The 19024-nt window shown below is 59.0% G+C and carries 10 protein-coding genes and 2 pseudogenes; 2 read left to right on the top strand and 10 right to left on the bottom strand.

Going from position 1 to position 19024, the window contains the following annotated elements:
- Nucleotides 1-5: 5 nt before the first annotated feature.
- From C8275_RS03350 to C8275_RS03370, 5 genes and pseudogenes are all read right to left on the bottom strand, one after another.
- Nucleotides 6-1817, bottom strand: coding sequence for a RagB/SusD family nutrient uptake outer membrane protein (locus C8275_RS03350; protein WP_106484094.1), 1812 nt, complete (start codon nt 1815-1817; stop codon nt 6-8).
- Nucleotides 1818-1838: 21 nt separating this feature from the next.
- Nucleotides 1839-2048, bottom strand: a pseudogene (locus C8275_RS03355) (hypothetical protein); the annotation flags it as partial.
- A gap of 5 nt (nt 2049-2053) precedes the next feature.
- Nucleotides 2054-3046 (bottom strand): annotated as a pseudogene (locus tag C8275_RS03360) (transposase).
- Nucleotides 3012-3398 carry a hypothetical protein gene (locus tag C8275_RS03365; RefSeq protein ID WP_106484096.1) on the bottom strand — a complete coding sequence of 129 codons (387 nt, stop codon included), beginning with the start codon at nt 3396-3398 and terminating at the stop codon, nt 3012-3014. The pseudogene C8275_RS03360 and the gene C8275_RS03365 overlap by 35 nt, the downstream one beginning before the upstream one ends.
- A gap of 54 nt (nt 3399-3452) precedes the next feature.
- Entirely contained in the window at nt 3453-6509 is a 3057-nt protein-coding gene (locus C8275_RS03370; RefSeq protein ID WP_106625710.1) for a TonB-dependent receptor, read from the bottom strand.
- A 1239-nt stretch (nt 6510-7748) separates the two neighbouring features.
- Between C8275_RS03370 and C8275_RS03375 the strand changes: the two genes are divergently transcribed.
- The gene (locus C8275_RS03375) at nt 7749-8141 is read left to right on the top strand and encodes a hypothetical protein (RefSeq protein ID WP_106484097.1); all 393 of its coding nucleotides are present in this window, start codon (nt 7749-7751) and stop codon (nt 8139-8141) included.
- 273 nt (nt 8142-8414) lie between these two features.
- Nucleotides 8415-9911, top strand: coding sequence for an acetyl-CoA hydrolase/transferase family protein (locus C8275_RS03380; RefSeq protein ID WP_106484098.1), 1497 nt, complete (start codon nt 8415-8417; stop codon nt 9909-9911).
- 339 nt (nt 9912-10250) lie between these two features.
- On the opposite strand, the gene C8275_RS03385 is transcribed toward C8275_RS03380, so the two are convergent.
- The 5 genes from C8275_RS03385 to C8275_RS03405 all read right to left on the bottom strand — a co-directional run bounded on the left by C8275_RS03385 (nt 10251) and on the right by C8275_RS03405 (nt 19020).
- Nucleotides 10251-11609, bottom strand: a complete 1359-nt coding sequence (locus C8275_RS03385; protein ID WP_106484099.1) for a TlpA disulfide reductase family protein — start codon at nt 11607-11609, stop codon at nt 10251-10253.
- Between the two features lie 100 nt (nt 11610-11709).
- Nucleotides 11710-13347 (bottom strand): PKD-like family lipoprotein, encoded by a 1638-nt coding sequence (locus tag C8275_RS03390; protein ID WP_106484100.1) that lies wholly within the window; start codon nt 13345-13347, stop codon nt 11710-11712.
- Between the two features lie 5 nt (nt 13348-13352).
- Entirely contained in the window at nt 13353-14144 is a 792-nt protein-coding gene (locus tag C8275_RS03395) for a hypothetical protein (RefSeq protein WP_106484101.1), read from the bottom strand.
- Nucleotides 14145-14163: 19 nt separating this feature from the next.
- Nucleotides 14164-15603: a RagB/SusD family nutrient uptake outer membrane protein gene (locus C8275_RS03400; RefSeq protein ID WP_106484102.1), complete on the bottom strand. Its 1440-nt coding sequence runs from the start codon at nt 15601-15603 to the stop codon at nt 14164-14166.
- A gap of 15 nt (nt 15604-15618) precedes the next feature.
- Nucleotides 15619-19020 carry a SusC/RagA family TonB-linked outer membrane protein gene (locus C8275_RS03405; RefSeq protein WP_106484103.1) on the bottom strand — a complete coding sequence of 1134 codons (3402 nt, stop codon included), beginning with the start codon at nt 19018-19020 and terminating at the stop codon, nt 15619-15621.
- Between the last annotated feature and the right edge of the window lie 4 nt (nt 19021-19024).

Here is a 19024-nt window from a genome sequence, read left to right on the forward strand (position 1 = left end):
CCTGTTTATTGATAGTTGCTGCTGTTGACGAGCATTCCGTTGCTATTGTCGATGAACGTCTGCCAGATGGGCCAGAACTGGTACTGGTCGGGGTCGTTGACGTAGAGTCCCTTGATTTTGTCTGCCCACTCGTTCTTCCCTGCCCAGGAGGTGTTCTCGGCATAGCCCAGTGCGGCACCTTCCTCGTCGGTCTGTCCCAGTTCCACGCCGTAGATTTCGACGGTCTCGCCCGCCTTGACGACGTCCCACACGGTGCTCTGCGCCTTGGGCGTGCCGGTCACGGTCTGGTAGTAAATCTTGTCGGGCAGTGCGGCATACTTGCCCTCCTTGTTGAGCAGTTGGGTCATCTCCGCCTTGGCAGCCTCCAGTGTGCTTCCCAGGCGGTTCCAGCGGATGAGGTCCGCCTTGCGCAGCATCTCCCCGCACAACTCCAGTCCGCGTTGTTCGACGATGGCTTCACGGAAGGCGTCCTGGCTGGCGGTGGCAGCTGCGAGACGGGCTTCCGCCTTGTCGGCGGGCAGTGCGCGGTCCAGGATGGGCTTGAGGTAAAGAGCTGCCGCCTGCGGTCCGTCCAGCTCGTTGATTGCCTCGGCAGCCATGAGGTAGACGTCGGCCAGGCGCATGTAGAGCCAGTTGACCCCGTCGTCATTGCTTGAGGTGACGATGCGGTTCATCCACTCGTAGCGGTACTTGCCGAAGTACCATTGGTTGACGGCATTGGGCACCTGCACGCCCTTCTCCCAGAAGTAGGGGACACAGGTGACGTTGCGCCGCTTGTCCTGCGGGTCGTACTTGTAGAAGGCAATCGGTGTGGGTCCGACGGTACCGCCTTTCGCCTGCTTGGTGTACTGGTCGACGTCCTTGTGGCGTACGCCCAGGTCAAAGAGGACACGTCCGCGTCCGGCCGAGAAGGGGATTTCCCAGATGGACTCGTTGCCCGCGGTGACATCGTCCTGACAGAGCCGGCGGAAGGTGTCCTCGAACTCTCCCAGCTGGTTGCAGCCCTGATTGATGATGCTGAGGCACTCCTCCTTCACCACCCGGTACATCTCGGCGGGCGCCAGGCGCGGGTCGTTGCTCAGGCGGATGGTGCCGTCGTTGCGCTGCGAGTAGCCTCCGGCATAGAGTGCCAGACGGGAGCGGAGCGCCTTGACGAACGCCTTGCTCACGCGCTCGGTCGTCCGTGTGGTAGCGGTCTCGTTGGGCCATGCCACGAGCTCCTCGGCGCGTTTGAGGTCGTTGAAGATGAGGCGGGCGTAGATGGAGTCGCGGTCCGCCTTGGGCTGGTAGATGGTCTCGGTCGTGATGGGAGCGAAGCGTGCCGGGACGTCGCCCCACGCCTTCAGCAGGTCACAGTAGTAGACGGCGCGCAGGGTTAGCGCCTCGCCCAGCAGCTGCCGGAAGGCAGGGTCCTTGAGGTCGGCATAGTTCTCCAGTCCGCGGATGCACATGTTGGCACGCTCGATGCCTTCGTAGAACTTGGCCCAGGCGTTGTTGTCGGTGTTCATCTGCGTGTTGGTCGTGTTGGGGTTGTAGTTGGAGAGCCGTGCCTTGTCGTCGCCGGTGTTCTCCGACGAGTTGTACCACTCCATGTCGGTGTTCATTCCGTAATAGACGAGAAAACGTCCGCGGTAGGAGTTGGTCTCGGCAAACGACTGCAGGATGCCCATTACGGCATCTTCCGCCAGGTCTACGCTGGAGAAGACCACCGTCTCGTCGGTCGAGGAGATGGAGGGTGCGTCCAGGATGTCGTCGCAGGAGGCAAGTGCCCCCGAGCACAGGAGCATCGACGCACAGAGGTATGTTGTCAGTTTCATAGGTCAGTGATTGGTTAACGGTTAGAAATTCAGGTTGAAGCCCACGACGAACGAGCGGCTCTTGGGATAGGCGGAGTAGTCCACGCCCGGGGTCAGGTTGGTCTGTCGGCGGGTGGACACCTCCGGGTCGAAGCCGGAGTAGCCGGTCCAGCAGAAGAGGTTGTAGCCCGTGACATAGAAGCGCAGGCTCTCAATCTTCACGCGGCGGGTCACCTCCTGGGGGGAGCAGTAGAAAATCAGTGGGGATAACCATACAGCTTTGCGATTCTGAAGAGGAAGAATTTTTTGTCTACGACTCCATGCAGATTCGCCCTGAAAAGTTTGATTTTGGCGTTGAATGATTCGGCTGCCGCATTTGATGAGCGTTTGTTGTAGAAGTTCAGGATTTCGTCATAATGCTCATAGAATGTCGAGGCAATGACATTGAACTGCTTCATTCTTGAATCATCGACTTTGTTGTACCATTTGGCCATGCTCAACCGCGCTGCATCTTTGATGGTGTTCTTTGAGAATATCATTCTTAATGAGTGGGACAGACCATAAGCCATTTTGATGTCAGGATACTCCTCGAAGAGGATTTTAGCCCTTTCCTTTTGTCTTTCCGTCCATTTGTCTGCTGATTTGAACAGAAGGTAACGGCTTCTGATGAGCAATTCCGGACGCGTGTCTCCATTGGAAAAGCGGAACGGCACATAGGGCTTGCCGGTTTGTTTGCACTCTTCCATTTCTTCATTGCTTTGCTGCAAGGCGTCCTAACAGTGCGCAACACGGATTACCTGCACGTCATCACAAGCCAGTTTCTGGATGTGGAAACGGTCAATCACTCTTTGAGCCTTCGGAAATGCGACAGAAACAATCTTGCGCATTGAATCGGAAAGGTCAAGGGTCACTTCCTCCACTTTCATGCGTTCTTCCTCGTCTATCAACTTCAGCACCTGTATCACGTCTTCCGATTTCGTGCCGGAAACGACCGCCACCAGACTTCCTTCACCTGTATGCCGGTCACGGTTGGTGACAAACGTATACAGCTCCCCATTGGACAGGGAAGACTCGTCTATGGCAAGATGCCGGCCTATGTTTTCGGGAAACAACAGCCATGAATCGGCATGGTCTAGCTGGTCCCAGTCGTGGAAGCCGCTTAGCGTTTCCTTGTACTGTTTCTCAAAGGTATGTGCATTTATGTGGTAGAATGTTTCAAGCGTACGGCAGGTCACAGGGGATGTCTCCATACGTTTCTTTTAAAAAAGCCCCGAACTCCTTGGAGTAACGGGTTCCTTTGCAGGCTATGTCAAGGCTGATTGGAAGGCTGAAACTCTTGCCTGTACGCAGGTCGGTCCACCTGCGACGGCGTATGACCAGTATGACCTTATGGTCGCGTATCGGGAAATCGGTTACATTCACAGCCTCCATGAAGCCTTTGGATGCAAAATTGGCATCTGATGACAATCCCGCATTCATTAACTCGTCGAGATAAATATGAATCTCTGTCCGACTCTGTTGCACACCTGCTATCTCAAAATGATCCAGTATTTCTGAAGGCAGCACGATACGCGCAAGCACTTCCAATTGATTCTTTTCCATAAGGCAAAGGTCGGAATTCCTCTGGATATTGGAAAACTAATCCCCACTGATTTTCTACTGCTCCTCCTGGGGCAGGGTGTAGCCCAGGGTCAGCGTGCTCAGGCGGAGGAAGGAGCCGTCCTCGACTGCCCAGTCGGAGAACACGCTGCTCTTCATGTAGGGCGACCACATGGTGGTGCCTTCGTTCATTGCCGCCAGTTTCTCGGGGTCGTTGCAGAGCGTGCCGTCCTCGTTGAGGTTGGTCCAGCGCTTGCCGCTCTCCATGATGGTGAGCATGTTGCGGTACTTGCTGCCTCCGGTGGTGGTGTATTCGATTTTGTTGGCGTTATAGACGTCGTTGCCGTAGCTCCAGTTGAAGTTGGCGGTCAGGTCGAAGTCGTAGACGCGTGCATTGATGCCGAAGCCGCCGGAGTGTACCGGGTTGGCATTGCCGATGATTTCGCGGTCGTCGTTGTCGACCACGCCCTCGCCCGTGAGGTCCTTCAGCTTCATGGAGCCGGGACGCAGGTCGCCGATGACGTTGGACGCGTCGACAACCCCTTCCTTCAGAATCCATTTGTGGGTGGTCTCGTCGTAGCCGCTGAAGTCGGACACCTCGTAGCGTCCGTCATGACGGAAGCCGTACATCTCGCCGACTTGTCCGCCGACGGCAATCCAGTAGTCGTCGCCCACGGCGGTCGATGCCCATCCGGAGTCCTGGCCGAAGTCGTTCATGATGCCGAGCGACTTGATCTTGTTCTTGTTGAAGCCGATGTTCGCGTTGAAGCTCAGTCCGAAGTTCGGCTTGTTAATGGCGACATAGTTCACGGTCGCCTCGAAGCCGCGGTTCTCGGTCTCTCCCATGTTGCGGTACTGTGTGTCGTAGCCCGTTCCCGCCGTCGGGAATTCGATGAGAAGGTCCTTTGTCGTGTTCCAATAGTACTCGAGCGAACCGTTGAGGCGTCCGCCCAGGAGGGTGTAGTCGACGCCGAGGTTGCGCGTGATGGTCGTTTCCCACTTCAGGTCCGGGTTCGCCATGGTCTTCGACGGTGCCCAGTAGGACGAGGTGGTGTTCAGCCATCCGGTGGTGTTGGCGCCCCAGGTCTGCACGAGCAGTCCCGTCGGGATGTTGTTGTTGCCTGCGGTACCATAGCTGAAGCGGAGCTTCAGGTCGTCGAGCCAGCCCTGCGTGCCCTCCATGAAGGGTTCGGCGGAAATACGCCAGGCAAGGGCGGCTGAGGGGAAGTAGCCCCACTGGTTGCCGTCGCCGAACTTGGAGGAGCCGTCGGCACGGAAGGTAGCGGAGAAGAGGTATTTGCTGTCATAGTCGTAGTTCACACGCCCGAAGAAGGAGAGAAGGATGTCGTTGGGGTTGTAGAAGTCCTTGATTTCATAGGCGTCGCCCTGGGTCGTCAGCTTGAAGCAGTCGTCGGCGTCGAAGCTGGTGGGGAAGCCGTGGACGGTGTTGGTCATCACCTTCTCCTTCTCGATGATGTACTCCTGACCTGCCATGAGGTTGAGGTGATGCCGGCTGTCCTTGCCCAGCACGCCGGCAAAGTCGTAGCTCACGGTGTTCGTGTTACGGAAGGTCGAGCGGTCGGTGCCCGTGAGGATGATGGCAGGCTTCTCCTTGTTCTCCTCCGTGGGTGTGTTCTTTACATAATAGGTAGAGAGGCCGTAGAAGCGGTTGTCCTGGTTGTCGTAGGTGTCGTATCCGAACTCCGTCTTGAAGCGGAAGTCCTTGAAGATTTCCCAGGCGAAGCTGCCTGCCATGTTGAGTGTGGAGCGACGTTGGCGACGGTCGGTGTCGCGGATGGACTCCAGGGGGTTGTAGAGGTTGAAGCTCGGGTCGGTCTCACCGCCTGCCACCGATGCGTCGGAGAGTCCCTCCACGGGGAACGGCGTGTAAATCATGGCGTGCTTCAGGCGGGCGTCGCTCGACGAGGTGGAGCTCTGCTCGTTCATGCCGCCGCCGTTCACCTTGCGCTTGGCGTAGCGGACGGAGAAGTCGAGGTCGACGTTCTTGACCGGATTCACGTTGAGCTTGAGGCTGAGGTTGTCGCGGACGAAGTCGGACATCTGCATGATGGCTTTGTCGTCGATGTGTGCGTAGTTGAACGAGAACTTCATCTTCTCCGAGCCGCCCGTGATGCTCAGGCTGTGGTTGAACGTGTGGCCCGTGCGACCGAAGACGATGTCCTGCCAGTCGTTCGTCTCGACATCGTCATAGAGGTCGATGTCCTGCCAGTTGCCGAAGTACTTGCTGTACTGCTCGGGATTGATTTCATCGGGCTTCGTCTGGTTGTCCAGCATCGCCAGCTCGTACTGCCAGCGTGCGTAGTCGCCGGCGCCCATGACGTCAAGGCGGTCCGCCAGCTTCTTAAAGGAAATGTAAGCGTTGTAGTTCACGCTGATTTTCCCCTCCTTGCCGCTCTTTGTCGTGACGATGATGACGCCGTTGGCTCCGCGCGAACCATAGATGGCAGTAGAGGACGCATCCTTCAGCACGGTGATGTCCTCGATGTCGGTAGCCGGGATGTCGCTGATGGACTCGACGGGGAATCCGTCGACAATGAACAGAGGGTCGTTGCTCTGGGTGATGGAGCCGCCACCGCGGACTCGGATCTTCATTTCCGCATCGGGCGAACCTTCCGTCGTGGTAATCTGCACGCCGGCGAGCTTGCCCTGCATCGCCTCGACGGCGGAAGCCACCGGAACGCCCACCAACGCCTCTGCGTCGACCGTGGCAACGGACCCGGTGATGTCCTTCTTTTTCACAGAGCCGTATCCGATTACGACCACCTCTTCAAGGTTCTGTGCGTCCTCGCGCAGGACTACGTTCAGTGGAGCATTTTTACCCTTCTCCACGGGGATTTCCTGGGACAAGTACCCGATGTACGAAAAGACGAGCACACTCCCCGCGGGCACGTTCGCGAGCTTGAAGTTGCCGTCGAAATCCGTTATGGCGCCGGTCTTGGCACCCTTCACTTGTACGCTGACGCCAATCAGCGGCTCGCCCGCCGGGTCCGTCACCGTACCCGTCACGTTCTGCCCCTGTGCGAAAGCGAACAGGCAGACGAGCCCCATCAACAGGGTCACTGCCCATCGTCTTGCATGAACATACTGGTTCATCATAAGCAAAATTTGTTTTTAGATATTAGACTTTATGTTCTGTAAAGTGCTCTTCCGTTCTCCTGCCGACGTTTCCGCCCGGCAACAAAGTTTAAAAGAGCGAAGGCAAAATTACTGAAAAAGGCTTAATACGTGGTGGACTATTCGCTCGTTTTGGTGGACTATTTGTATCATACGAAACAAAATACCATGTTATATAACACTTTTTACGTGGCAAAAGGGTGAGACGGGCGTTTCCGTTTGTTGGACGGGGCGACCAGACCGGTCGCCCCTACATGGACCGCCTGATTGGACCATCCTCCACGCCGCAGGGCAATTGTCCATTGTCAATTGTCCATTGTCAATTGAATATGTTGGACCGGGCGACCAGACCGGTCGCCCCTACATTTTGAGAAATGTTTTGCGGACGGGGACGGGCGGTCGTGTCAATTTGTCAAAATGTCAAATGAATCGCCTGAGAATGCCCGCGGTTGCACCAAAATACGAGTTGGTGAGCAGGAAGGGCCTTCTCAGGCGGTTTGTGTTTTTCATGTTGTCGGTATTTTCGTTGGTTCCCTTTCCTTCTGTCTTGTTTTCCTTTCTGTTCGTTCTCTTCCGTCGGTCTTTTCACACGGACGGACGCAATTTCACACATTGGGAATCGTGCCCCTTCGGGCTCTAAAAAATGGGGACAGGTGGGTGTTTTCGTACGGACGAACGACTACGACGGTGCGGACACGTCGGTACGACGGTAGTCGTTCGTCCGTACGAAGCCAATCATAGGTACTTTCGAGCGTGAAAACAGGTTCGGCGAATGCTTTTTTTGCGTTAGAAACGGTATAATTGTGTGAATATAGGTTTATTCTGATGCGTTCTGACGGGCGTCTCCTAAAATATTTAACGCACGTTTTTCTATTTGGGACGATTTTGCGAAAATACGCGTTACCTGAAAACGCCGAATCGGGAAAATGTGATGTTAATATCCGGGAAACGGTGTCGTTTTGACAAATGGACCTTGTTGGATTGGGGGTGTTCGTTTGTTGGACCGGGCGACCAGACCGGTCGCCCCTACATTCGCCGCCTTGTGGGTTCATACCTATGCCGAAGGGCAATTGTCAATTGTTCCTTGTCAATTGTCAATTGAGGCATGGTTGGACCGTTTCCTGCATCTTTTCGAAGAAAATGTGCAGCATTCCTTTCTTTTCCCAAAAACAATACCTATCTTTGGACATCCAACAGTAATCTAAGGAGAGTTGAACCATGGAATTCATCCAAATTATCGTCATCTTCGCCATCATAGGCTTTGCGGTCGTACGTAACGTCCGCAAGGAGCTTGCCAAGGAACGGCGGCGCAATCCTGCCAAGCCGGTGGCGCAACCGGAGGTCCCTGTCCCCCGGCACGAAGAGGAGCGATGGGAGGCGGACGAGGCACCACCCGTCAGCCGTCCGCGGGTGAAGACCGGGAAGAAAAGCCCGCCGCCACCCCTGATACAACCTGCCGAAGCGGAAGCTGCGGCATCAGGTCCGCCACACGGACGCAGGCAGGTCCCACACCAGCAGAAGCGGACGCCGGGCAACGACATACGGCTCGGCTCACCCGAAGAAGCCAGGCGGGCGTTCATCTACTCGGAGATTTTTAATCGGAAATATTAATCTTATATATAAAGGTATAAGAGGGGACTAAGGGGATGAATCGACAAGCAGACTGTGAAACCCAAGCAAGCATCTATCATCAACCCTGTTTTCTTGCCGGCTCGTCCCCCACGCCTTTCCGCCCGCCCCGGACGACGGACATGTGTCCCCACCACTTTCCCCGCGGTACGCTTCCAACGGAGCACCGACCCCTTCCCGAGAGAGAGACTTCCCCCAGACATTTCGACTGATAAACTGTAAATCATAACCAACCAAAAAACACCTTTGACGCGTATGGGATACCACATCATCTCGGCAGCTGAGGCTGCCGCCCTTGTCAAAGACGGCGACACCATCGGACTGAGCGGGTTCACACCTGCCGGTACGCCGAAAGCCGTCACCCCCGAGATTGCAAAAATCGCCGAAGCGGAACACGCTGCCGGACGTCCGTTTAAAATCAATATCCTCACCGGCGCCTCCACGGGCGACTCGTGCGACGGCGTGCTCTCGCGTGCCAAGGCGATACGCTTCCGCGCCCCCTACACGACGAACCCCGACTTCCGCAAGGCAGTGAACAACGGCGAGATAGCCTACAACGACCTCCATCTCTCGCAGATGGCGCAACGCGTACGCTACAACTTCCTGGGACATGTCGACACCGCCATCATCGAGGCGTGCGACGTGACACCTGACGGGAAAATCTACCTCACCGCTGCCGTCGGCATCGCACCCACCGTGGCGCGCCTCGCCGACCGCATCATCGTCGAACTGAATGCCGCACACAGCAAGAACATGATCGGCATGCACGACGTCTATGAGCCGCAAGACCCGCCACGCCGCCGCGCCATCGAGATTTACAAGCCGAGCGACCGCATCGGTGTGCCCTACGTGCAGGTGGACCCGGCGAAAATCGTGGGCATCGTCGAGGTGAACAAGCCGGACGAGGCACGTGCCTTCACCGCTCCTGACCCGGTGACCGACCGCATCGGACAGAACGTAGCCGACTTCCTGGCTGCCGACATGCGTGCCGGACGCATCCCCGACACCTTCCTGCCGTTGCAGAGCGGTGTGGGCAACATCGCCAACGCCGTCCTCGGCGCGCTGGGACGCAACCCCGACATCCCCGCTTTCCAAATGTACACCGAGGTGTTGCAGGACTCCGTCGTCGGACTCATCAAGCAGGGACGCGTGAAGTTCGGCAGTACGTGCTCGCTCAGCGTCACCAACGAGTGCCTGAACGACATCTACGGGAACATCGACTTCTTCCGTGACAAGCTGGTGCTCCGCCCCTCGGAAATCTCCAACAACCCGGAGGTCGTGCGCCGTCTGGGCCTGATCACCATCAACACCGCGCTGGAGGTGGACCTCTACGGCAACGTCAACTCGACGCATGTCTGCGGAACGAAGATGATGAACGGCATCGGCGGTTCGGGCGACTTCACCCGCAGCGCCTACCTGAGCATCTTTACCTGCCCGTCGGTGGCGAAAGAAGGCAAAATCAGCGCCATCGTCCCGATGGTTTCTCACCACGACCACAGCGAGCACTCCGTGAGCATCATCGTGACGGAGCAGGGTGTGGCGGACCTGCGTGGCAAGAGCCCGATGGAGCGTGCAGAGCTCATCATCGAGCACTGTGCCCACCCGTCGTACCGCGAGTTGCTGTGGGACTATGTGAAGGGCAGTGCGAAGGGTCACACGCGCCACAGCCTGAGCGCAGCCTTCGCCATGCACGACACCTTCCTCCGCACGGGAGACATGCGCCTGACGAAGTGGGAAGAGTACATCAAGTAAGGACCTAAACCTTCCAGCCCCCGCACGCATCCCCCGGCGGACTTTCCTCCGGACGGACGGCGGAAGGGACTGATCTATCATACACAAAAACTTTTTAATGAAGAGGAGACAGCTTCATGGTTCGTCCATGCTGTCTCCTCTGTTTGTATATACCCCCTTCGTCCGGTTGTACGGACGGAACCGGTTCCGGCCGGCATGTTATGCACCCACGAGGCGACAATTGATAATTGACAATTGACAATGGACAATTGCCTTTCGGCGTGTGTATGCACCCACGAGGCGACAATTGTCAATTGTCCATTGTCCATTGTCAATTGAAGCGTTGTCAATTGTCCCTTGTCAATTGCCCAGCAGGCCTTGCAGAGCCTCTTCCGCTTCAGGTTGCGAAGGACGCGGGGCGTAGGCGTCGGCGATGTTGAAGTCGCGGTCGATGAGTACGAAGCGCGGGATGTAGTGGATGCTCCAGCCCGTGCGGAGCGCCTCGTCGGTGCTGTTGTACTGCGGCAGCTGTTTGTCATGCGCCTTCAGGTAGGACAGCCACACCTCCCTTCCGGTGTCGGTCGAGATGGGGATGAACACCACGTCGGCATCCTTGAACCGGGTGGCGAGTTTCTCGAAGTGGGGCGACTCCTGGATGCACGGTCCGCACCACGTCGCCCAGAAGTCCAGGTAGAGCACCTTCCCGCGGAAGTCGGACAGGCGGTGTGCCTTGCCCTCGGTGTCGGTGAAGGAGAAGTCGATGGCGGGCTGCCCCTTCAGCAGACGCGCTGCCTGGTCGAGCTTGGCGCGCAGCTCGTCGGCGAAGTCCGTGTGGGTGAGGCTGTCGGCAAAGGCTCGTGCAGCCTGCAACTGCGCTTCGTCGACCCGGTGCCGCAGCCGGTTCACCTGTCCGGCGGCGGCATAGAGCTCCCGGGCACGGGGGCTGAGCGTCACCTCGCCGGCGATGGCTTCAAGGGCGGGAGTGTAGGGCGTAGCGAGGCTGCCGAGGACATCGCGGACGACTGCCACGTCGAGCAGTTCGTCGTCAGTCAGTGTGCGGAGCAGCGGGACGAGGTCGGGCTTGAGCGTGGCATAGACGGAGTCCAGGCTCTCCGGCGTCATCTGCAGGTAGCCGCGCATGGCGGCATAGGACGGATAGGACAGGAAGCTGTTGGCGACATCGGCTGTGATGCGTGCCCCTTCGAGCCGCTTGAAGGCGTCGGTGGCTCCCGTCAGCGTGTCGAGCTGGGCACGGCGGACGGCAGCCAGGCTGTCGACGAGGGCTTTCGTCCCGGCGAAGTCGGGGCGCAGGTTCGAGCCTCCCTCCAGGAAGGAGCCGCCCTTGGGGAAGAGCCGTCCCTTCATGTAGGTGTTCACGGACGCTCCCTGCCCCGTGAACTCCGCCTGCCGGTTGTCCTGCGTGATGCGCAGGGTCAGGTCGTCGCCGGGTGTGAGGTAGAGCGTGTTGCGGCTGATGCTGTAGTACGTCGGCTCAGTCAGGGTGAGGACCGTGTCGAACCGTCCTTCCGCGTCGGTGTGCAGGATGATGTCCCGGCTGTCACCGACGAGGGATGCCGCCCCGTCATAGCGCATCGGCACGTCGGTCGTGCCCATGTCGACGAGTTGTCCCTGCAGGTGTACGGTGGTCGGTGCAGGTGCCGGCTGGCAGGCGGACGCCAGGAGGGCGGCTGCCGCGAGTGTGTGGATGAGGTGTTTCATACGTATGTCTTTGGATGGTTGAGCCTTGTGATGGATGCGTCCGGAGGGCATGCGGGGCAGGCGTGTCGCGTGTGCCCCGGCATGTCCCCGCGGACAGTGGTCAGATGAACGCGATGTCGGTGATGGGACCGAAGCCCGTGTGTACCTGCGTCGAGGGGTAGGTGTGGTCGCTGTCCACATTGCCCGCCGTGTTGAGCTGCAGGACGATGAGCTGGCCCTGTCCGTCGCCGGTGTTGACAGCCACGCCGAGGGTACGGCTGAAGGGGTGCCCGTAGGTGTCCGCCCCGTTGGTGTCGGCGTCGTTCTGGAACACGGAGTTGTGCGCCATCAGCAGGGCGGAGATTTCAGCCGACGCGTCCTCGTGCTGGTAGATGACCGTGCTGTTGCCCGAGGTGAAGTCGAGCCGGTAGACCTTGTTGCCCACGGCGTAGAAGAGCAGGTTGCTGTACGTCGGTCCCGATGCCATGGGTGTCTGGTGGTCCACGCCTTCGGGGGTGGGGAAGTCATAGCGTCCGGAGACGGTCGCCACGTCAGAGTGCGTCAGCGAGTAGTAGCGCATGACGTAGATGTGCGACTGCCCGTCGGGCGACACGGTCCATGCGTAGGTGGAGTACTTCTGCCAGGGGGCGATGCCGCTGACCTCGTAGTGGTACCCGCCGACGAACTTGAGAATCTCCTCCTGCGGGTCGATGGCGTTCGGGTCTGCCACGTCCAGTCCGCTGCGGTAGGTTATGGGCACGATTTCCCCGCCGTACATGTCCGCGCTGGGCGCATAGCCCGACCACGAGTCTCCCGTCTGGAGGTTGCAGTGGACGAAGCGGTGCCCGAGCTTGTCGAAGGCGATGGCGGTGTGCGGTCCGCCTGCCACCTGCTCGATGTAGTAGTCCCCCGAGAGGCTGACGGAGGGCAGCATCTCGAACATGACGGGCGAGTTGTTGTTGGCACGGAACACGTGTCCGTTGCTGCACATGGTCATGCCGTTCTGCGAGGCGGAGCACTGCATGTGGTCGAAGTCGACCAGTCCCAGCAGGTGTTCAGGCAGGAGGCTGCTCCAGTCCGCCATGAGGCTGAGTCCGTCGACCTGGTTGAGCAGCCCCGACTCCGCCAGGTCGGTCGTCTGGACGTAGAGCTGCGAGGGCGCTTCATAGAGCCAGGTGTACTTCTGTGTGTTGTACTGGCGCGAGTAGAGGCGGACGGGCCGTCCGGTGAAGGAGGCTCCGCTCTCCTGTGTGTAGGCGTCCGGGGTGATGAAGATTTCCCCGTTGGCATACTCGACCGAGCCCAGTTCGGCGTGTCCGTCGGTCTCGTGGAGCACGATCCAGGAGTCGGTGAAGGGCTTGAAGATGACCAGTTCCGTCGGTCGCATGACGGTGATGCCCCGCCGGTTGTCCTTCACGTAGAGGCGGAAGTAGTAGTTGTAGCTGAAGTCCTCCGACTCGGGGTCGATGGTCACGGTGAGCGCCTCCTCGCGGGAGATGGTGTCCTGCGGGAGCGACATGGGTGCGGAGCCTTGCGTCCAGGCGTATTCGAGGTACGACTTGTCGCCGTCGGGCGTGGTGATGTCGGGCGTGATGGTGTAGGTGAACGCCTCCTTGTCCATGCGGACGTTGAAAGCCTCGTCGAGGCTGACGCTGATGTCTTCGAGCGTGTCGTCGTAGGTGTAGTTGCCTTCGTCTTCATAGCATCCCGCGCAGAGGGTCGCGGCGGCGATGCAGAGTGCATATCTGATGGTCTTCATAGGCGTTAGTTGTTAGGGAATGATACCGGTGTGCCGTCGGCTTCGGCGAGCGGTGTGTCGTGTGTGCTGTTCCACTCGTCGAGGGCGGAGGTGAGGATGCTCATGTAACGTCCGAAGCCGTAGGAGGGCATCATCTGTGTGAGGTTGTAGATGGTCGTGACGTTGTCGGCGCTGTAGCCTGCCTCGCCCATGGCGACGAGGATGAAGCGCGCCTTGACGGGTCCGAACGTGCCCAGTGTGGCGGCGTAGTAGCTGTTCCACTCGTCTGCGTTATCGACGTACATGGACTCCCAGTCCGTCTCGTCGGTGAGGATGAGGGTGTACTGCTGACGTTCCTTCGTGCCGGGCACGACGTCGGAGTTCTCATAGTCGAAGGTGAGGATGGCGCGATACTCGGTGTCCGCCACTTCGGGCTTGCGGATGCCCAAGGTGATGGTGCGCCGGTATTCGCCCGCGGCGATGGCGGAGTCTCCGGGCAGGGTGACGTCGGCGAGGGGGTATCCCTCATCCTCGACGACCCGCAGGCGTACGTTGACCGGATGGTCGGGGATGATGCCTTCGAGCTGCACGCAGACCTTCGTCGTGGTGTCGGTGAATGCCATCCCTTTGGCGGCATAGTAGTTGTAGAAGTTGACCCTCGTGGTCAGGTTCTGGTAGTTGTCTACCGGTTGTCCGTAGCTGTCCCAGGCGAGGAAGTTGATGCCCAGGGCGTCGCTGTAGGGCGCGATTTCCTCCTCGTTGCAGGCGGGCAGGAACGCCGTCAGGCAGAGGAGCAGGATGTATGTGAGCTTCTTCATAATCGTTAGCGTATGGTGGTTAGTAGATGTTGCCCAGGGCTATCTCGTCGTCGGGCAGCGGGAAACGGTAGTGTCCCTCGGTCATGTTGGCAATGGGGCAGCCGAGGAAGGTGGTGTAGCCCAGCCGCTTGTAGAAGAACCAGAGCTGTCCCTCGGCATAGAACTCCTTGCGGTACTCCTTCTCGATGGCCTGCATGCGCTCGGTGTCGTTGCGGAAGGTCTCCAGGGCGTCAACGCCGCGCAGGGTGCGCACGGTGGAGATGAGGCTGGTCGCCTCGCCGAGGTCGTCCGTGCACTCGGCAAGGATGTAGTACATCTCCGGCAGGCGGATGAGGGGGATGTTGTTCTCCAGGGCAAAGGAGAAGAGCTGGTTCTGATTGTACTTCAGCGTGTAGGCGCCGTTGGCGTTGATGCTGAAGCCCATGCCTTCCTTCATGCGCATGTCGTTCTGTCCGTCGGTCTCGACGTCGAAGATGTCGTACAGGAAATTGACGTCAGTGATGATGTAGTAGTTCCACATGGTGATGGCGAACTCGCTCTCGATGCGGTCGGCAAAGGTGTTGGAGTCCATATTGATGGCGAACATCAGCTCGGTGGAGCATATCTTGTCCTGTGTGTTATCGGAAATCAGGGTGAACATGTCCCCTCCCCCGGGCTTCTGCGCGTCGATGACCTCCCGTGCATAGCGGGCGGCATTGGTCTTGTCGCCTTTCCACAGGTAGGCTCGGGCGAGCTCTCCCTTGACGGCATACTTGTTCATGCGGTTGAAGCGGTAGTTGAGGAAGGGGTCGATGCTGGTGTCCTCGCCGTGTGTGGGGAAGGAGATGTTCATCGGGTCGTTCTCCAGCAGGGCCTCCGCCTCATGCAGGCAGTCGATGATGCTGTCGATGACCTCCGTTGCCGGCAACAGCTTGGCGACGTTGCGGTCGAACTGCGTGCGGTAGGGGAGCGAGGGCGACGAGGCGTTGTCGCGGTAGATGGGCCCGTACATGCGCAGCAGGTCGAAGTAGATGAATGAGCGCAGTCCGAGCGCTTCGCCCTTGATGAGGTCGTGATAGCCGTCGGTGACGATGACGTCGCCCCTGCTCTCAATGTTCGCCAGCAGGTTGTTGATGTTGGCGATGGTGTTGTAGCCCTCCGTCCAGAAGTCGTTGATGTAGGTCTCCGTACGCGTCGACGGGTAGGTGTACCACGTGTCCTGGTAGTAGTCCGCCAGTTCGTTACCGTCCGAGAGATAGTTCTGTGCGAGTTGCGAGAGGAATCCGTAGGTCAGTTCCCGTCCGTAGAGTTGTGTCTCGCTCATCTTGATGTAGATTCCCGTGAGGGCTTCCTTGAAACCCTGTTCGTTCTTGAAGAGGTCCTCTTCCTCCACGTTCGTCTTTGGCTTGACGTCCAGCCAGTCGCTGCATGAGGTGCAGAGCGCCAGCAGGCAGGCTGCGAGGTAGTATAGTTTTCTCATTGTTTGCACGTTGTGTTAGAAGGTTAAGTTGAGTGACATGGATATTTGGCGCGACATCGGGTACTCGATGCCCCGCTCCTGCCGGATGGTCGACCAGTGGAAGAGGTCCTCCATGTAGAGTCCCACGCTGGCGCTGCTCAAGCCGAGTCGCTTAATCCACGGAGTGTAGCGCTGCTCGAAGCGGTACTGTATGTTGATGGTGTTGAGCACCAGCTCGTTCTGGTCCATGAGGAAGCGGGTGCTTGCCTTCGTCTGCGAGCCGTTGACGTCCTGCGTCACTGCCTTGAAGACGGCAAGGTCGCCCACGTTCTGCCAGCGGTCGGTGTAGGCGCGGCGGTCGACATTGTAGCGCAGGTCGGCGTTCTCCACCTTGTCCACGAGGGTCTTGTTGTAGTACTGTCCGCCGTAGCGGTACTGTGCGGCGACGTTCACGCTGAGCCCCTTCCAGTTGAAGTTGAGGCTCATGGTGCCCTGCAGGTCCGGTTCGGTGTCACCCACGGGGACCTGGTCGGCGGCGTTCCACTCGCTGGTGCGTTCCCCATCGCGTGTCAGGAAGATTTCGCGTCCGGTAATCGGGTCTATGCCCAGAGAGCGGACCGCCCAGATCATGGACTGCGAGTAGCCCTCCTCGTAGCGCGGCAGGGGGCGCGACAGCTTGTTGGGGTTGTCGGGGTCCTCCTGCATCTGCTCCTCGTTGCGGGCACGAAGGGCGTTGGAAATCTTCTTGATGGTGTTCTTGTTGTGGCTTCCGTTGACCACGAAGCTCAGGTTCATCTGCTGTGCCACGTTGTAGTAGGGCATCCAGCGCAGGGTAAACTCGTAACCTTCGTTCGAGATGTTGCCCACGTTGTCCTTGATGGTGTTGAAGCCGATGGAGGGTGCGAGCGAATAGTCGAGCACGGTGTTCTCCGTCAGCTTGTAGTAGTACTCGAAGCGTCCGCTCAGCCGGTTGTTGAAGAGGGTGAAGTCCAGGCCCACGTTCCACGAGTCGGTCGTCTGCCACTTCAGGTCCGGGTTGCCCATGCCGTAGAGCAGCGTGCCCACCACGTCGGAGCTCTGGTAGATGCGCATGGAGTTGGAGTAGTTGTACATCTGCAGTGCCTGGTAAGCCTGGAAGCCCTGTTCGCCCGTCACACCGTAGGTGGCGCGCAGCACCAGTTCGTCGACGAAGCCCAGGCGGTGTATCCAGCTCTCCTTGTCGGCGTTCCAGCGGAGACCTGCCGACCAGAACGGGGCGTAGCGGTTGTTCCGTCCAAATTCCGAAGAGGCGTCCATACGCCCGTTCACGTCGACGGCGTACTTCTGGTCATAGGTGTAGCTCAACGTCGCCACGCCGCCGAAGGAGCGGGTGGTGTTCTCACTGCCTTCGTTCTGCTGCACCTTCGCACCGAGGAACACCTCGTCCATGTTGTCGTTGGGGAAGCCGGTGGCATAGGCGCCGGCGCTGTGGTCCTTGGTCTCCTTGATGTTGTAGCGGAAGAAGGTGGCGAGTACGTGTCTGTTCTGCCATACCTTATTATAGCTGGCTGTGAAGGCGAGGTCCCAGTCGAGCGACGTGGCGTTCGTCCAGCGATAGGAGCCGCGCTCCTCCAGGTCGGTCACCTCGATGAAGTCGGTGTGGTTGGCGGACTTGAAGATGTCGGTGTCCGACGTGGTCTTCGTCACCGTGAGGTCCATGGCGAGGCGCAGGTTCTGCAGGGGCGAGTACTCGGCGCGGAAGGCGTCGCGCACCTCGAATGCCACGTTGCGGTCGATGGAGTTGTAGAGCGTGTTGTACATGGGGTTCCCCACGGTCATGCCGGCGGAGTTGATGCCACTCTCGTCATAGACTGCCTGCTCCAGGTATTGCTGGATTTGCCCGTGCTCGTCGCGAATGCGGTAGTAGGGGTTCAGGCGCGCGTACTGGTCGAAGGTGCCGTAGGGCGACGTCCGGTCCGAGGTGGTATAGTCCACGTAGGCGATGTTGCTGATGAGCAGCCCCTTGTAGCGGTAGCGGATGTCGACACTGACGCTCTTGCCGTTCACGCCCGTACCGCGCATGATGCCCGGGGCGTCGTTCAGTCCGGCGTATATCTTGTAGCGCAGCTCCTGCGTTCCGCCTTCCAGGTTGATGCCGTGGCGGTGTGCGAAGACGGTCTCCAGCGGCTGGGAGAGCCAGTAGGTGTCCACGCCGCGTTGCACCTCCAGGTACTTGCGCCGGTACACGTCGTAGCGGTTCTCCACGTTGGTGATGGTCCCGCTCTCGTCATAGTAGCCCGCGCGCCGTTCCAGCTCCAGCTTCTCGGCGGCATTGAGCAGGTGGTAGTCTGTCAGGTCGGGATACTCCACCTTGTAGTTGCCGTTGTAGGTCACGCGCAAGCGTCCCGCCTCGGGTGCCTTCGTTTCGACAACCACGACACCGTTGGACGCCTGTGAGCCGTAGATGGCCATGGCGGCGGCGTCCTTCAGGAGCGTCACGCTCTCAATCTGTGCCGGGTCGAGGTCCATGATTTTCGTCACACCGACGTCGATAATGCCGTCGAGCACGAACAGCGGCTGGTTCGGGCGCGTGTCGATGTCGCCACGCATGATGACCGTCTCGTCGGTCGAATAGTCGCCCATGCTCGACTGTCCGCGCATGGTGAAGTCGGGCACGGAGCTGGGATTGGAGCCCGAGAGCATGTTGTCCCCCATGCGGAAGCCCGGGTCAAGCATCGTGATGGCGTTGAGTATGTTGCCCGACGAGAGGTTGCGTATCTCGTCGCCCGTCATGCGGTTGGCAGAGCCGGTGAAGCCCTCCTTCTTACGTTCGAAGATACCCGTGACGACCACCTCGTCCACCGTCTGCGCGTCCTCCTCCAGGGTGACGCTCAGCGGACGTCCCTTGAAGGCGACCGTCTTGCTCTTCATGCCGATGAACGAGAAGGCGAACGACCGCACGTCCTTCCCCGCGGGGAGGTTGATGGCGAACGTTCCGTCGGCGCTGGTGATGCCCTTCAGGCTTCCGTCGTCCGAGACCACCGACACACCCGGGATGGGGTTCCCCCCGACGTCGCTCACCTTTCCCGTGGCAGACCGTGCGGCGCCGGTGCTCCCCGTCTGCCGGGCAGGCACCACGGTGATGTAGCTCCCCTCCAGGCGGTAGGTCAGCGGATGCCCTGCGATGAGTGCGTCCATGATGTCGCTCACGGGACTGTCTTTCACCGACACCGTGGCACGGTAGGACTGCACGTCCTCGTAGGTGAACAGGATTTTGTAGCCGGACGCCTGTTCCAGTTTCCGGAAAGCCGATGCCAGGCTTTCATTCGTACACTCGAAGGAGAGCCGCTCCTTCAAGGTGCCCTGTGCCGAGGTGGGAAGGCTGACGCAAAGCGCGAGCACCACCATCAGGCACCATTTTACTCTCTGATGCAGTTGTTGCTTAAGTAGCTGTTCCATGCAT

Origin of the sequence: Bacteroides sp. Marseille-P3684, from assembly GCF_900291465.1 — a bacterium.
In the GTDB taxonomy this organism is placed as follows: Bacteria; Bacteroidota; Bacteroidia; order Bacteroidales; family Bacteroidaceae; genus Phocaeicola_A.

Excerpts from the sequence above, each read along its gene's own strand:
- C8275_RS03350 (WP_106484094.1), bottom strand. The coding sequence starts at position 1,817 with ATGAAACTGACAACATACCTCTGTGCGTCGATGCTCCTGTGCTCGGGG.
- C8275_RS03365 (WP_106484096.1), bottom strand. The coding sequence starts at position 3,398 with ATGGAAAAGAATCAATTGGAAGTGCTTGCGCGTATCGTGCTGCCTTCA.
- C8275_RS03370 (WP_106625710.1), bottom strand. The coding sequence starts at position 6,509 with ATGAACCAGTATGTTCATGCAAGACGATGGGCAGTGACCCTGTTGATG.
- C8275_RS03375 (WP_106484097.1), top strand. The coding sequence starts at position 7,749 with ATGGAATTCATCCAAATTATCGTCATCTTCGCCATCATAGGCTTTGCG.
- C8275_RS03380 (WP_106484098.1), top strand. The coding sequence starts at position 8,415 with ATGGGATACCACATCATCTCGGCAGCTGAGGCTGCCGCCCTTGTCAAA.
- C8275_RS03385 (WP_106484099.1), bottom strand. The coding sequence starts at position 11,609 with ATGAAACACCTCATCCACACACTCGCGGCAGCCGCCCTCCTGGCGTCC.
- C8275_RS03390 (WP_106484100.1), bottom strand. The coding sequence starts at position 13,347 with ATGAAGACCATCAGATATGCACTCTGCATCGCCGCCGCGACCCTCTGC.
- C8275_RS03395 (WP_106484101.1), bottom strand. The coding sequence starts at position 14,144 with ATGAAGAAGCTCACATACATCCTGCTCCTCTGCCTGACGGCGTTCCTG.
- C8275_RS03400 (WP_106484102.1), bottom strand. The coding sequence starts at position 15,603 with ATGAGAAAACTATACTACCTCGCAGCCTGCCTGCTGGCGCTCTGCACC.
- C8275_RS03405 (WP_106484103.1), bottom strand. The coding sequence starts at position 19,020 with ATGGAACAGCTACTTAAGCAACAACTGCATCAGAGAGTAAAATGGTGC.